The sequence below is a fragment of the Micromonospora sp. B11E3 genome (assembly GCF_039871625.1).
Classification (GTDB): domain Bacteria; phylum Actinomycetota; class Actinomycetes; order Mycobacteriales; family Micromonosporaceae; genus Micromonospora.
The window spans coordinates 100,563-114,163 of the sequence record NZ_JBDPMC010000015.1 but is presented as its reverse complement, the minus strand read 5'-3'; the positions used below and the strand labels follow the sequence as shown (position 1 = coordinate 114,163).

Genomic DNA, 13,601 nt, shown 5'->3' with positions numbered 1-13,601 from the left:
GGGCACGGTCGCCCCCAGCCCGTCGTGGTCGCCCTGCGTCCGTGAGTAGCGGTCGTGATCTGGTACGCGGTCGCGTGAGGACTGCCGCTGGCCGGCACCCCGTCCTCTGGGGTGCCGGCCAGCGGCTTTCGTTGTCCCTGTGTCAGTTGTTCCAGTGCTGGGCGACGAGGTCGGCGGCCTGCTGCTCCCACTGGGCGTACGCGTCGGGGTACGCCGACACCTGCACAGTCTGGGCGGCGTCGGTCAGCGGCATGTCCTGCCACCCGTCGACCTGCTTCAGGCCCTTCAGGAAAGCGGTCGTCGAGTACTGCGGGTCGGTGCCCCAACCCGACGACGGGCGCTGCTGGAACAGGCCCAGCGAGTCGTGGTCGTTGCGGTCACCCAGGTGTCCCAGGTTATTCAACGACCGGCGGCCCGCCGTCATTCCGGGCCCAGGTCACCCCAACCCGCGGGGTGCCTTCCTCGGTCGTGCACCGGTGTTCAACGCCCCACCCCGGCCCCGATTCCGCCCTGCCGGCCCCCGGCCATACCCGAAACCGGACACATCGTGCATCAGGGTGTGGGCGGACGGGCAAGATCCGGACAACTTCCAGGAAGTTGTGGCCTCGAAAAGGTGAGGAGGCAACAGTTTCCAGGAAAGTGCGCGGATCTTGAAGCGGACGCGGCGGAGCGAAGCGGACGCGCGGAGCGAAACGAACGCGCGGAGCGAAGCGGACGCGCGGACCGAAGCGGACATGCGGGTCTTGACCCGGGCGCCCAACGGCCCACCCCCCGAGCGTCAGGCGGGCCGGCGTCGGTGCCCCGGGCCGGTCAGGGGAGGGCGGCGACCGCCTCGGCGTACGCGACGCCGGTGGCGACGGCCGCGGTCACCAGGACGTCGAGCTGCGCCGGGGCCACCCCGTGGGCCAGGTCGGTGGTCACGTCGCCGGCCAGCACCAGTTCGCCGTCGCCGGGGTCGTGCACGTACGCCTTCGGCAGCAGCCGGTCGTGGTTCCAGGCGTTGCAGAACGCGTACGCCTCGGCGCGCCGCCCCGCCGGCAGCCGCCGGGTGGCCAGCACCCGGGCGTGCAGGATGTCGCCGCGCTCGCCGGCCCGCCGGAACTCGACGACCGCCGGGTCCCACCGCCCGACGACGGCGCCGCCCCGCACCGTCCAGGCGTCGCCGCGCCGGTCCAGCGCGGTGGTGATCATGGCGACGGTCAGTGCGCCCAGCTCGTCGGCGGCCAACCCGTCGCCCCCGTCGGCGTCGTGCCCGTCGCCCCAGCCGGCGGCCAACCCGTCACCCCAGTCGGCGTCGCGCCCGTCGCCCCCGCGGATGTCCCGCCCGTCGCGCCCGTCGCCCCCGCGGATGTCCCGCCCGTCGCGCCCGTCGCCCCCGCGGATGTCCCGCCCGTCGCCCCCGTCGCCTCCGCCGACGTCCCGCCCGTCGCCCCCGGCGGCGCTCCTGTCGGTGCCGTCCAGGGCCTGGGGGCCGTCGTCGGGGTCGGGCGGCAGCGGGACCGGGTCGCCGGCCGGCCGCTCGGCCAGCCAGGCGGCGATCCGGCCGGACTGGTGACCCGTGCCGTTGCGGGCGTCGAAGCTGCCGGCGAGGCCGGTCGCCACCTCGGCCAGGAGCCCACCGAGCCGGGCCACCTCGACGTCCTCGGCCGGGCGGCCGGCGTGCGCGGGACGGTGGATCCGCCGGCTGCCCCGGCCCGCCTCGGCGGCCAGCGCGCAGAGCAGCGCCCCCGCGGCGGCGAACTCCATCGCCGCGAGGTCGTCGGACGGCTGGTCGAGCCGGGGCAACTGCTCGGCCAGGATGTCCAGCCCCCGGTCCAGGTGCCCGCCCAGCGCGCAGAACCGCAGGTGCGCGGCGAGGTACGGGAAGGCGTTCCGCTCCCGCCGGTGCCGCCGGTACGCCGCGACGTGCGCCCGGGCGGCCCGCTCCGGCTCCCCGGCGCGCAGCAGCGGCAGCAGCGCCCCGGCCAGCGCCCGCTCGGGCTGGTCGGTGCAGTACGCCGCCCCGGGGTCGGCCCCGCCGGCCCCGCCCGATTCGGCGGAGTCGCCGGGCCGGCCCGAGCCGCCGGCCCCGCCCGCTTCGGCGGAGTCGCCGGGCCGGCCCGAGCCGCCGGTTCCGCCCGAGCCGCCGGTTCCGCCCGAGCCGCCGGTTCCGCCCGAGCCGCCGGTTCCGCCCGAGCCGCCGGTCCCGCCCGAGCCGCCGGTCCCGCCCGAGCCGCCGGCCCCTCCGGACCCGCCCGGCCCGCCCGGCCCGCCCGGCTCCCCGAATACCGGGCGCAGCTCGGCCAGCGCGGCGGCCCACTCGCCCCAGCCGGACAGCAGCTCGGCGCGGCGGGACGGGGCGCAGCCCGGACAGCCGGCGGCCGGGTCGGCCGGGGCGGCGCGCCAGCGTTCGTACCAGCGGCGGGCGGCCGGCTCGTCGCCCAGGTGGTCGGCCAGCCGGCAGCGCAGCTCGGCCACCAGGCCGCCGACCTCCCCGGCCCCGCCGGGCGTCCGGACGTCGTCCGCACCGGGCTCCCGACGGCCGGCCGGGCCGGGCCCGGGAGAGCCGTCGCCCCGCCCCGGAGTGCCGCCCGTCCCGGCGTGTGCCAGGTCGTCCAGCGTGGACCGTGCCTGGTCCAGCCCGACGCGGGGGGTGGCGAAGACCGCCTCGACCGCCAGGCGCCGGTAGCGACGCAGCTCCCCGCCCCGCTCGCCGGCCAGCTCGGGCGCCCGGTCGAGCAGCTCCCGGCAGCGGCGCAGCGGCTCGAACAGCCGCCACCGCGCGCCCTGCCGCAGGTACGCGTCGAGCAGCACGAGCCGGGCGGCCAACCCGGACCGGACGTCGCCGGCCGCGTCCGCGGCGGAGGCGATCCGTTCCAGCTCGACGACGCGCGGCTGGCCGTCGGGCAGGTCCCCGGCGGCGGCGAGGTCGTCGGCGGGCTCCCGGCCACCCCGGGCCCGCCCGGTCCGCCCGCGTGGCTGCCCCGGCGCTGCCGTCACGGCCGCGCCCCGCCCGCCAGTTGGCCGACGGCGGCGGCGAGCTGGCAGCCGGTCGAGATGCCGCAGTCGAGCAGTTGGTCGAGCTGGTGCGGGGTCACCCCGCGCTCCAGGTCGGCGATCACCTCGCCGCACACCAGCGCCCGCCCGTCGTCGTCGACGTGCACGAACGCCTTCGGCCAGTACCGGTCGTGGTTCCACGCGTTGCAGAAGGCGTGCAGGGTGGGGACGAACTCGATCGGGAAGGTCGGCGCGGCCACCGTGCGGACCTGCAGGATCTCGCCGGCCTCGCCGAGGCGCAGGAACCAGATGAGCGCGTCCTCCCAGCGGCCCAGCAGCCGCCCCTGCTCGTCCACGGAGACGGCGTACCCCCGGGTGTCCAGCACGGCGGCGATCAGCTCGCCGGTCAACGGCCGCAGCGCGCGCGGGTGCCCGGCCAGGGGAGCGTCCGATCCGTCCGCGAAACCGGGCGACGCCATCGGGCATCCCTTCTGAGGCGAATAACACAACCGGCGGCGTCATCCGTGCTGCGACACGCGGACACGACCCGGAAAGCGACGATCCGGCGGTTCCCGCCGTTACGGTGACTCTATGGCGGGCCGTACCTCTCAGGCGAGCCGGCGGCGCGGCGCGTCGCCGCGCGGCACCACGAACAGCCGCGCCCGCCAGCCTGCGAAGAAGACCACGAAGGCCGCCCCCCGGCGGCGCACCGCCGCCGCCCGGCCCGGCCCGGCCTTCGGGGTCGGCCGTGCGGTCGGCGCGGTGTGGATGGGGCTCGCGCACGGCGTCGGGTGGGCCGTCCGGGCCGCCGGCCGGCAGGCCGCCTCCGCCCGCGACCTCGACCCGGAGCACCGCCGCGACGGCGCCGGCCTGCTGCTGCTCGGCCTGGCCATCCTCAGCGCGGTGGGCATCTGGTTCTCCGGCGCCGGCCCGGTCGGGGCCCGGCTCGCGGACACCGTCCGGCTCTTCCTCGGCGCGATCTCCGTCGTGGTGCCGGTGCTGCTGTCGATCGGCGCGTGGCGGCTGATGCGCACCCCGGGCGACCCCGAGCACCGGGGGCGGGGCGTGGTCGGCTGGGGGTCCATGCTGGTCGCCACCGCGGCGATGCTGCACATCGGGCAGAACCCGGTCGACGCGGTCCAGCGCGACTACGCCGGGGGCCTGATCGGCGCGGGCGTGGGCAACCTGCTGGAGGCCGCGGTCACCGCCTGGGTGGCCGTGCCGTTGCTGATCCTGTTGCTGGTCTTCGGCCTGCTCGTGGTCACCGCCACCCCGATCAACAAGATCCCCGAGCGGCTCGGGCTGCTGGCCGGCGCCGTGGTCGGCCCGTCGCCGGCCGCCGAGGAGGCCGCGCCGGCCGAGAAGCCGGCCCGCCGCCGCCCGGCCAGGCGCGCCGCGCCGCCGCTGCCCGATCCCGACGACTTCGACGCGGGGTACGAGGGCGTCGACCTGCAGGAAACCGTGGTGCTGCCCCGTAAGGCCCCGGCGAAGGTGCCCGCCACCCGCAAGCCCGTCGAGCCGCCGGAGCACTCGCCCGCGCCCACACGGGCCGAGCAGCTGGCGCTCACCGGGCTGTCCGGCGACTACACGCTGCCGCCGGCCAACATGCTCGGCAGCGGCGCCGCGCCGAAGACCCGGAGCAAGGCCAACGACGAGATCATCGCCGCGCTCACCGGCGTGTTCGACCAGTTCGGGGTGGACGCCGAGGTCACCGGCTTCACCCGGGGCCCGACGGTGACCCGGTACGAGGTCGAGCTGGGCCCGGGCGTCAAGGTCGAGCGGATCACCCAGCTCTCCCGCAACATCGCGTACGCCGTGAAGTCGCCGGACGTACGGATCCTCAGCCCGATCCCGGGCAAGAGCGCGGTCGGCGTGGAGATCCCGAACACCGACCCGGAGAACGTGGCGCTCGGCGACGTGCTGCGCTCCCGGGCGGCCACCAGCGACCACCATCCGATGCTGGTCGCCCTCGGCAAGGACATCGAGGGCGGCTTCGTGGTGGCCAACCTCGCGAAGATGCCGCACATCCTCATCGCGGGGGCCACCGGCGCCGGCAAGTCGAGCTGCCTCAACACCCTGCTGGTGTCGATCCTCACCCGGGCCACCCCGGACGAGGTGCGGCTGCTGCTGATCGACCCGAAGCGGGTCGAGATGACGTCGTACGAGGGCATCCCGCACCTGGTCACCCCGATCGTGACCAACGCCAAGAAGGCGGCCGACTCGCTGGAGTGGGTCGTCCGCGAGATGGACATGCGCTACGACGACCTCGCCGCCAACGGGGTCCGACACATCGACGACTTCAACCGCAAGGTGCGCAACGGCGAGATCAAGGCCCCGCCGGGCAGCGAGCGGGAGATGCGGCCGTACCCGTACCTGCTGGTGATCGTGGACGAGCTGGCCGACCTGATGATGGTCGCCCCGCGCGACGTGGAGGACTCGGTCGTCCGGATCACCCAGCTCGCCCGGGCCGCCGGCATCCACCTGGTGCTGGCCACCCAGCGCCCCTCGGTCGACGTGGTCACCGGCCTGATCAAGGCCAACGTGCCGTCCCGGCTGGCGTTCGCCACCTCGTCGCTGGCCGACTCGCGGGTCATCCTGGACCAGCCGGGTGCGGAGAAGCTGCTCGGCCGCGGCGACGGCCTGTTCCTGCCGATGGGCGCGTCGAAGCCGATCCGCATCCAGGGCGCCTGGGTGACCGAGCGCGAGATCGCCGACGTGGTGAAGTTCTGCAAGGACCAGCGCGAGCCGGAGTTCCGCCCGGACGTGCTCGCCCCGGCCAACGACGGCAAGAAGAAGATCGACGAGGACATCGGCGACGACCTCGACCTGCTCGTGCAGGCGGTGGAGCTGGTGGTCACCTCGCAGTTCGGCTCGACGTCGATGCTCCAGCGCAAGCTGCGGGTCGGCTTCGCCAAGGCGGGCCGGCTGATGGACCTGATGGAGACCCGGGGCGTGGTCGGGCCGTCCGAGGGATCCAAGGCCCGCGACGTGCTGGTCAAGCCGGACGAGTTGGAGGAGGTCCTGGCCGGCCTGCACGGCGGCGAGGACTGACGCGCCCGGCGTACGCGACGAGGCCCGCCGGAGCTCCGGCGGGCCTCGCGGGTTGGGGCGGGGGTCAGGAGTTGAGGATCGCGGCGGTCAGCGCGATGCCGATGACGGCCCCGACGACGCTCGCGGCGGCGGCGTACCAGCCGAGCGGCTTGTCGCCCATGACCGCGCCGACGATGCCGAGGACGACGCCGACGATCCCGAAGAGCACCGGCGCCAGGAACACCGCCACGACGGCGAAGACGAAACCGAGGATGGTGCAGATCCGGGCGGCGTTGCCGCGCGGACGGGCGGTGCTGTGCATGTCGGCCATGACGTCCTCCGTGGTGAGAGCCTCGACGGTGCGTTCGGCCGCTCTCTACCCATTACCGTCGGCGACTACGCATACCGCCCGACCGGGCACGGTCAGTGGAAGACCTTCAACCCGATGACGCCCGCCACGACCAGCAGGAGGCAGGCGATCCGGGGCAGGCTGGCGGGCTCGTGCAGCGCCAGCATGCCGACTCCGGCGGTGCCGACCGCGCCGATGCCCACCCACACCGCGTATCCCGTGCCGACCGGGATCTCGCGCAACGCGTACGCCAGGCCGGCCATGCTGGCGACGAGGGTGACCGCGAAGACGGCCGAGGGGAGCGGCCGGGTGAACCCGGCGCTGCGGTCGAGGGCGACCGCCCACGCGGTTTCGAGAAGTCCGGAGACCACCAGCACGATCCAGGCCATGACGTCACCTCTGCGCGAGCGCCCGGACCGCCGGGGCCGGGACGAGTGGGAACCGCTGTCCACGCGGGCGTCTTGGCCTGACCGGGTACGCCCACCCTCGTCCGGGGCGACCCGCCGACCGCTCGCCGAGCGCCTCGGGCCACCGCCGGCGACGGTAGCACGGAGCGGTTGCCGGGTCCGGCGGCCGCGGCACCGGTGTGTGCATGTCGCCGACATGGTGGGGTCCGGGCGGGCAGGAAGGCGCCATGTCGGCGACATGGCGCCGAGCGGCACCCCGGGGCGCCTGGGCCGGATGGCCGTGCGCTCGGGCGGCACCGGTGGGACCCGGTCGGCGACGCCGGTGAGGCCGGCCACCCGGCGTTGACGTGAAGTTCACTTCAAGTAGCAGTATTGCCGTCATGACGTTGCTCATCTCCGACCGGGACGTCGCCGCCGCCCTGGACGCCGCCACCACCGTCGAGGCGATGCGTGACGCCCTGCTGGCCGCCCACGCCGGCCGCCTGGTCGCGCCGCCCCGGGCGTCCGCCGCGCTGGGCGGGGGCCGGATGGTCCTCACCGCCGGGCACCTCACCGGCGAGTGGTACGGCTACCGCTCGTACGACACGTTCGGGCACCCGGACGCCGAGCAGCTGGTCGTCCTGCACGACGGGCGGACCGGCGCGGTGCGGGCGGTCGCCGTCGGCGAGGAACTGGGCTCCCGGCGCACCGGCGGGCTGGGCGGCGTGGCCCTGGCGGCCCTGGCCCGCCCCGACGCGGCGACGCTCGGCGTGATCGGCTCCGGCGCCCAGGCGTGGACGCAGGTCTGGGCCGCCGCGGCGGTGCGCCCGCTGCGGGAGGTGACCGTGCACAGCCGCTCGGCCGCCCGGCGGGAGGCGTTCGCCGCCCGGGTCCGCGCCGAGCTGGGCGTGCCGGCCCGGGCCGTGGGCACCGCGCGGGCCGCCGTGGCCGGCCGCGACGTCGTGGTGCTCGCCACCACCAGCCCCACGCCGGTGCTGGCGGCCGCCGACCTCGCCCCGGGCGCGCACGTCAACGCCGTCGGCTTCAAGCAAATCGACCGGCACGAGTTCGGCCCCGACCTGCTGGACCGGGCGGAGGTCCTGGTCACCGACTCGCCGGCCCAGGCCGCCGCGTACGACCCGCCGATGCTCGCCGCGCTGCCGCCGTACGCCGACCGGCTGCGCGACCTGGGCGCGGTGCTGGCCGGCGCGGTCCCCGGCCGTACCCGGGCCGACCAGGTGTCGGTCTTCTGCTCCACCGGCCTGGCCGGCACGGAGGTCTTCCTGCTCGACCGCCTGGTCCGGGTCGCCGCCGTCCGGCGCTGACCGCCGCGGCCCCGACCCGGCGACCGCCTGTCCGGCGCTGACCGCCGCGGCCCCGACCCGGCGACCGCCTGTCCGGCGGGTGGCGGCGCGCGGGCGCGGCGGGTGACGCCGCCACCGCCGTTGCGGGATGCCGCCGCCGCGCCCGGTACCCTCGGAGGGTGCCTGCCACCCCCGCTTCCGACAACTCCAGCTCGGCGCGTCTGGCGCCGCGCCGCGACCTGGAGCCGTCGCCCGCCGCCGGCGGCCGCCGCGTCGCCCTGCTGACCCTGGGCTGCGCCCGTAACGAGGTCGACTCGGAGGAGCTGGCCGCGCGGCTGCACGCCGACGGCTGGCAGGTGACCACCGACGGCGAGGGCGCCGACGTGGTGGTCGTCAACACCTGCGGCTTCGTGGAGAAGGCCAAGCAGGACTCGATCCAGACGCTGCTCGCCGCCGCCGACACCGGCGCCAAGGTGGTCGCCGCCGGCTGCATGGCCGAGCGCTACGGCCGGGAGCTGGCCGACAGCCTGCCCGAGGCGCAGGCGGTGCTGAGCTTCGACGACTACCCGGACATCTCGGCCCGGCTGGGCGCCGTCGCCGCCGGCGAGGCGTTCGTCGCGCACACCCCGCGCGACCGGCGGGAGCTGCTGCCGCTGACCCCGGTCGCCCGTCGGGACAGCGCCGTGTCGCTGCCCGGCCACGGCACTGCGCGGCCGGCCGCCGAGACCGACGAGCACACCCCCGCCCACCTGCGTCAGGTGCTGCGGCGCCGGCTCGACACCGGCCCGGTGGCGTCGCTCAAGCTGGCCAGCGGCTGCGACCGGCGCTGCTCCTTCTGCGCGATCCCCGCGTTCCGCGGCGCCTTTGTCTCCCGTACGCCGGACGAGCTGCTCGCCGAGGCGGAGTGGCTGGCCAAGACCGGCGTCCGTGAGCTGGTGCTGGTCAGCGAGAACTCCACCTCGTACGGCAAGGACCTGGGCGACCCCCGGGCGCTGGAGAAGCTGCTGCCCCAGCTCGCCGCGATCGACGGCATCGTCCGGGTCCGGGCCAGCTACCTCCAGCCGGCCGAGACGCGGCCCGGCCTGGTCGAGGTGATCGCCACCACGCCCGGCGTCGCGCCGTACTTCGACCTGTCGTTCCAGCACTCCAGCGAGGCGGTGCTGCGCCGGATGCGCCGCTTCGGCTCCACGGACCGCTTCCTGGAGCTGCTGGCCTCCGCCCGCGCCCTGGCCCCGGAGGCCGGCGCGCGGAGCAACTTCATCGTCGGTTTCCCCGCCGAGACCCGCGCCGACGTCGACGAGCTGGTCCGCTTCCTCACCGACGCCCGGCTCGACGCGATCGGCGTTTTCGACTACAGCGACGAGGACGGCACCGAGGCGGCCGACCTGCCCGGCAAGGTCTCCGCCGCCACCGTCAAGCGCCGGTACGACAAGGTCAGCGCGCTCGCCGACGAGCTGTGCTCGCAGCGGGCCGAGGAGCGGCTCGGCTCGACGGTCGAGGTGCTCGTCGACACGGTCGACGACGGCGTGGTCGAGGGGCGGGCGGCCCACCAGGCCCCCGAGGTCGACGGCTCGACGACCCTGGTCGCCCCGGCCGGCGGCGGGGTGGACCTGGCCGCGCTGCGCCCCGGCGATCTGGTCCGCGCCACGGTCACCGCCACCGAAGGGGTGGATCTGATCGCGGTCCCGGATGAGATGATCTCCGCCGCGCCCGGCGCGACGCGGTGACGGCGGGCTCTGAGCGGGCGGGGGAGGCGCGTGGTGCGGTGCCAGGTTCGCCACGGCGGGCCGACGAGGGCACGGGCGTGACCGGGGCGGCGGAGCCGACGCCGGCCCCGGTGGCCGCCCAGGTGCCGGTGCTCAACGCGGCCAACGCGCTGACCCTGCTGCGGCTGGTGCTCGTACCGGTCTTCGCGGCCTCGGTGGTCGTCTCCGCGATGACCCACGCCGGCTGGCGGACCGTCGCCTGCCTGATCTTCGCGGTGGCGTCGGTCACCGACCTCGTCGACGGCTGGATCGCCCGCCGGTTCGGCCTGGTGACCTCCGTCGGCAAGGTCGCCGATCCGATCGCCGACAAGGCGCTCACCGGCGCCGCCCTGCTGCTGCTGTCCTGGTACGACCGGCTGCCCTGGTGGGTGACGGCGGTGATCCTCGTCCGCGAGCTGGGCATCACGGCCCTGCGGTTCTGGGTGATCCGGCACGGGGTGATCGCCGCCAGCCGGGGCGGGAAGGTCAAGACGGCACTGCAGATCCTGGCCATCGCCTGGTACCTGTGGCCGATGCCGGCCGCCCTGGCCGTCGTGGGCCCCTGGATCATGGCCGCCGCGGTGGCCGTGACGGTCGTCACCGGCTTCGACTACGTCGCCCAGGCCCTCCGCCTCCGCCGCAGGCCGTGATCTCGCCGGCAGGATGAGTAGGGCCCGCGGGCGCGGGGAAGGGATCGCGGCATGGACACGGAGACGGACGCGAACGGCCGGCGGCCGGTCGGCAACCCGGCCGCCGGGGTGGTGCACACCCTCGCCGAGCGGCGCGAGACGCTGGCCACCGTGGAGTCGCTCACCGGCGGCCTGCTCTCGGCCGCGGTGGTGGAGATCGCCGGGGTGAGCGGCGTCTACCGGGGCGGCCTGGTCGTCTACGCCACCGAGCTGAAGTCGGAGCTGGCCGGCGTACCGGCGGACCTGCTGGCCGACCGCGGGCCGGTCGACCCGGACGTGGCGCTCGCCCTGGCCGAGGGTGGGCGGCGGCGCTGCGGCGCGGACTGGGGGCTGGCCACCACGGGGGTGGCGGGGCCGCAGCCGCAGGACGGCAAGCCCGTCGGGCTGGTCTACGTCGCCGTGGCCGGGCCGGGCGGCGCCGAGGTCCGCCGGCTCGACCTCGACGGCGGCCGGGACCACATCCGCTCCGCGGCGGTGATCGAGGCGTTCCGACTGCTCACCGAGCGGATCGGCGCCGCGGATGCCCTGCCGGCGCCCGGCCCCGGGGTGACCGCCGAGGGCGGCGCGGAGCCGGCCGGGACGGGACGGCGCTGAGCGGGCCCGGCCAGATGGGCGGGCGGGGTGGGATGTCACGGAGCCCGGCAACGGGTACGGTTGCGGGAAGGTTCCGACGCGTGACGTCGACCGGCGCGGTCCGCCGCGCCCGGCGCGACGGCGGCAACGGAGAGGTGAGACCCGTCAGGGGAGGTGCGATGGTCCTGCTACGCCGGGTGATCGGTGACGCATTGCGGGCGCGCCGGCAGGGGCAGCAGCGCACCCTGCGCGAGGTCTCCTCCGCGGCGAACGTCAGCCTGGGCTACCTGTCCGAGATCGAGCGCGGCCAGAAGGAGCCCTCCAGCGAGCTGCTGGCCGCCATCTGCGACGCCCTCGGCGCCCGCCTCTCCGAGCTGCTGCGCGAGGTCAGCGACACGGTCGCGCTCGCCGAGCAGATGCCCGGGGTGCTGGTGCCGGTGCAGGGCGAGCCGGCGGAGTCCGCCGCGTCGGGCCCCGTCGCCCGCGCGGCCGTCCCCAAGCCGGCCAACCGGGGCGTCCGCCAGGTCACCTCCGGCAACGGCCCGGTGGTCACCGTGCACCAGGAATCGACGCTGAAGGCCACCCTGCGCAGCAAGCGGGTCCGGCCCAGCGACCGCGACGTCGTCTGCGCCGCCTGACGGTCGCCGCGTTCCCCCTCCCGACCCGCGCCGGCCGGCGTACGAGGCCGTGGCCGGGGTCTTCCGGGCCGCGTACTGTTGATCAGACGATGGCGCTCGGCGCCGCGCGGCGTACGGATGCCGGGGTGGCGCCCGGCTGCGACGATGGGATCACTGCCGCGCGACCGCCCGCCGGACCGCCCGGCATCGGGGGCGGCGCGACTAGCTGAGGGGATACCGCGGAGATGGCGAACCCGTTCGTCAAGGGCTGGAAATACCTGATGGCGCTGTTCGGGGCCCGGATCGACGAGCACGCCGACCCGAAGGTCCAGATCCAGCAGGCCATCGAGGAGGCGCAGCGCCAGCACCAGACCCTCGTCCAGCAGGCGGCGGCCGTGATCGGCAACCAGCGCCAGCTGGAGATGAAGCTGTCCCGCCAGATGTCCGAGGTCGAGCGGCTCCAGGGCAACGCCCGGCAGGCCCTGGTCCTCGCCGACCAGGCCCGGGCCCGGGGCGACGAGGCGGAGGCCAGCCGGTACGAGCAGTCGGCCCAGGTGCTGGCCACCCAGCTCGTCGCCGCCGAGCAGGCCGCCGAGGACCTGAAGACCCTGCACGACCAGGCGCTCGGCGCCGCCGCCCAGGCCCGCCGGGCCGTGGAGAACAACTCGATGATCCTCCAGCAGAAGCTGGCCGAGCGCACCAAGCTGCTCAGCCAGCTGGAGCAGGCCAAGATGCAGGAGAGCGTGGCCCGCTCGCTGGAGTCGATGTCGGCGCTCACCGCCCCCGGCACCACCCCCTCGCTTGACGAGGTGCGGGACCGGATCGAGAAGCGCTACGCCACCGCGATGGGCCGGGCCGAGCTGGCCGGCAACTCCGTCGAGGGCCGGATGCTGGAGATCCAGAAGGCGACCCTGGACTCGGCCGGCTCGTCCCGGCTGGAGCAGATCCGGGCGAGCATGGCCGGCGAGCAGCTCGCCGGCCGGCAGGACCGCCCGGCCGTGCCGCAGGGCCAGCCCGCGCCGGCCGCCGACCCGGCCGCCGCGGCCCGGCTCGACCAGCTCCGGGCCAGCCTGGGCCAGGAGCGCCCGACCGGGGACACCAGCGCCGCCGGCTGAGCGGCCGCAGACAGGAGGCAGGGGTGGCGGACGAGCGGGCACGACACTTCCGTCGGCTGCGCCGGCTGCGGCGCTCCGCCCGCCGGTGGAGCGTCCTCGCGGGCGGGTTGACCGGCACGGCCGCGGTGCTGACCCCGTACGCGGGGCTCGGGCTGCCGGACGCGGCCTGGGCCGGCGCCGCGGGCAGCACCCTGGTGCTGGCCGCCTGGCGCTGGGTGGACCTGCGCGCCCTCGCCGCCCGCCCCGCGCCCCCGGCGCTGGACCCGGCCGAGGCCGCCGCCCGGTCCCGGGCCCGCCTCGTCGCCGCCGTCGAGCGGCTCCCGGCCGGCCCCGGGGTGTTGGCCGAGGTACGCCGGGCCCGGTCCCGGCTGGCCCTGCGCGGCACCAGCGCGGCCGAGCCGTGGGCCCGGCTGGACCGGGCCGCCCTCACCCTCGGCGGGATGGCCGGCCGGCTGGGCGGGCTCGCCGAGCCGGCCGTGCGGGAGGCCGCCGACGCCGACCGGTCCCTGCGCGAGCTGGCCGGGCGGGTGGCCAGCGTCGAGCGGGCCCTGCGGCTCGCCCCGGCCGACGCCCGCGCCCCCCTCGCCGAGGCGCACCGCGAGCTGGCCGCCCAGCTGGAGAGCGGGGTGGCCGCGTACGAGCGGCTGGTGGTCGCCGCTGCCGGGTACCTGGCCGAGGACGCCCGCCCCAGCGGCGAGCACGTCGCCGCGACCCGGCTCGCGGAGGCCACCGACCTGCTGCACGGGGTGGCCTCGGCGCTGGCCGAGCTGCGCGCCGTCGGGGATCCGCTGCGCGCGCCCACCCGCTGAAGTCGCCC

The 13,601-nt window shown here is 76.3% G+C and carries 12 protein-coding genes, 1 pseudogene and 1 riboswitch; of the genes and pseudogenes, 8 read left to right on the top strand and 5 right to left on the bottom strand.

The genetic code is table 11. The features are described from left to right. Positions 1-142: 142 nt before the first annotated feature. The 3 genes and pseudogenes from ABGB16_RS11190 to ABGB16_RS11180 all read right to left on the bottom strand — a co-directional run. Positions 143-421 (bottom strand): annotated as a pseudogene (locus tag ABGB16_RS11190) (hypothetical protein); the annotation flags it as partial. 389 nt (positions 422-810) lie between these two features. Next, positions 811-2,979, bottom strand: coding sequence for a YbjN domain-containing protein (locus ABGB16_RS11185; RefSeq protein ID WP_347667921.1), 2,169 nt, complete (start codon positions 2,977-2,979; stop codon positions 811-813). Continuing rightward, the gene (locus ABGB16_RS11180; RefSeq protein ID WP_347667920.1) at positions 2,976-3,455 is read right to left on the bottom strand and encodes a YbjN domain-containing protein; all 480 of its coding nucleotides are present in this window, start codon (positions 3,453-3,455) and stop codon (positions 2,976-2,978) included. The genes ABGB16_RS11185 and ABGB16_RS11180 overlap by 4 nt, the downstream gene beginning before the upstream one ends. A 112-nt stretch (positions 3,456-3,567) precedes the next feature. On the opposite strand from ABGB16_RS11180, the gene ABGB16_RS11175 reads away from it, so the two are divergent. Continuing rightward, on the top strand, positions 3,568-6,027 hold the full coding sequence (locus ABGB16_RS11175) for a DNA translocase FtsK 4TM domain-containing protein (RefSeq protein ID WP_347667919.1): 2,460 nt from the start codon (positions 3,568-3,570) through the stop codon (positions 6,025-6,027). 64 nt (positions 6,028-6,091) lie between these two features. Here the strand turns inward: ABGB16_RS11175 and ABGB16_RS11170 are convergent, their stop codons facing one another. Together ABGB16_RS11170 and ABGB16_RS11165 are read right to left on the bottom strand one after the other, a co-directional pair. Then, positions 6,092-6,337: a hypothetical protein gene (locus ABGB16_RS11170; RefSeq protein ID WP_347667918.1), complete on the bottom strand. Its 246-nt coding sequence runs from the start codon at positions 6,335-6,337 to the stop codon at positions 6,092-6,094. Between the two features lie 92 nt (positions 6,338-6,429). Next, complete coding sequence (locus ABGB16_RS11165) at positions 6,430-6,744, bottom strand: SMR family transporter (RefSeq protein WP_347667917.1); 315 nt, start codon at positions 6,742-6,744, stop codon at positions 6,430-6,432. A 61-nt stretch (positions 6,745-6,805) separates the two neighbouring features. Beyond that, positions 6,806-6,870, bottom strand: a riboswitch (guanidine-III (ykkC-III) riboswitch). A gap of 272 nt (positions 6,871-7,142) precedes the next feature. On the opposite strand from ABGB16_RS11165, the gene ABGB16_RS11160 reads away from it, so the two are divergent. The 7 genes from ABGB16_RS11160 to ABGB16_RS11130 all read left to right on the top strand — a co-directional run bounded on the left by ABGB16_RS11160 (position 7,143) and on the right by ABGB16_RS11130 (position 13,593). Then, entirely contained in the window at positions 7,143-8,066 is a 924-nt protein-coding gene (locus ABGB16_RS11160) for an ornithine cyclodeaminase family protein (protein WP_347667916.1), read from the top strand. Between the two features lie 218 nt (positions 8,067-8,284). After that, complete coding sequence (gene rimO, locus ABGB16_RS11155; RefSeq protein ID WP_347667931.1) at positions 8,285-9,772, top strand: 30S ribosomal protein S12 methylthiotransferase RimO; 1,488 nt, start codon at positions 8,285-8,287, stop codon at positions 9,770-9,772. Positions 9,773-9,849: 77 nt separating this feature from the next. Further along, positions 9,850-10,440: a CDP-diacylglycerol--glycerol-3-phosphate 3-phosphatidyltransferase gene (gene pgsA, locus ABGB16_RS11150; RefSeq protein WP_347667930.1), complete on the top strand. Its 591-nt coding sequence runs from the start codon at positions 9,850-9,852 to the stop codon at positions 10,438-10,440. Positions 10,441-10,491: 51 nt separating this feature from the next. Continuing rightward, positions 10,492-11,073: a CinA family protein gene (locus ABGB16_RS11145; RefSeq protein ID WP_347667915.1), complete on the top strand. Its 582-nt coding sequence runs from the start codon at positions 10,492-10,494 to the stop codon at positions 11,071-11,073. A gap of 158 nt (positions 11,074-11,231) precedes the next feature. Continuing rightward, positions 11,232-11,690 (top strand): helix-turn-helix transcriptional regulator, encoded by a 459-nt coding sequence (locus tag ABGB16_RS11140; protein ID WP_347667914.1) that lies wholly within the window; start codon positions 11,232-11,234, stop codon positions 11,688-11,690. A 224-nt stretch (positions 11,691-11,914) separates the two neighbouring features. Next, on the top strand, positions 11,915-12,784 hold the full coding sequence (locus ABGB16_RS11135) for a PspA/IM30 family protein (protein ID WP_347667913.1): 870 nt from the start codon (positions 11,915-11,917) through the stop codon (positions 12,782-12,784). Positions 12,785-12,807: 23 nt separating this feature from the next. Next, positions 12,808-13,593: a hypothetical protein gene (locus tag ABGB16_RS11130; RefSeq protein WP_347667912.1), complete on the top strand. Its 786-nt coding sequence runs from the start codon at positions 12,808-12,810 to the stop codon at positions 13,591-13,593. The last annotated feature ends 8 nt before the right edge of the window (positions 13,594-13,601 follow it).

What these genes read in the sequence shown, in the direction of transcription:
- ABGB16_RS11180 (WP_347667920.1), bottom strand. Translation starts at nt 3,455, where the DNA reads ATGGCGTCGCCCGGTTTCGCGGACGGATCGGACGCTCCCCTGGCCGGG.
- ABGB16_RS11175 (WP_347667919.1), top strand. Translation starts at nt 3,568, where the DNA reads ATGGCGGGCCGTACCTCTCAGGCGAGCCGGCGGCGCGGCGCGTCGCCG.
- ABGB16_RS11170 (WP_347667918.1), bottom strand. Translation starts at nt 6,337, where the DNA reads ATGGCCGACATGCACAGCACCGCCCGTCCGCGCGGCAACGCCGCCCGG.
- ABGB16_RS11165 (WP_347667917.1), bottom strand. Translation starts at nt 6,744, where the DNA reads ATGGCCTGGATCGTGCTGGTGGTCTCCGGACTTCTCGAAACCGCGTGG.
- ABGB16_RS11160 (WP_347667916.1), top strand. Translation starts at nt 7,143, where the DNA reads ATGACGTTGCTCATCTCCGACCGGGACGTCGCCGCCGCCCTGGACGCC.
- ABGB16_RS11145 (WP_347667915.1), top strand. Translation starts at nt 10,492, where the DNA reads ATGGACACGGAGACGGACGCGAACGGCCGGCGGCCGGTCGGCAACCCG.
- ABGB16_RS11140 (WP_347667914.1), top strand. Translation starts at nt 11,232, where the DNA reads ATGGTCCTGCTACGCCGGGTGATCGGTGACGCATTGCGGGCGCGCCGG.
- ABGB16_RS11135 (WP_347667913.1), top strand. Translation starts at nt 11,915, where the DNA reads ATGGCGAACCCGTTCGTCAAGGGCTGGAAATACCTGATGGCGCTGTTC.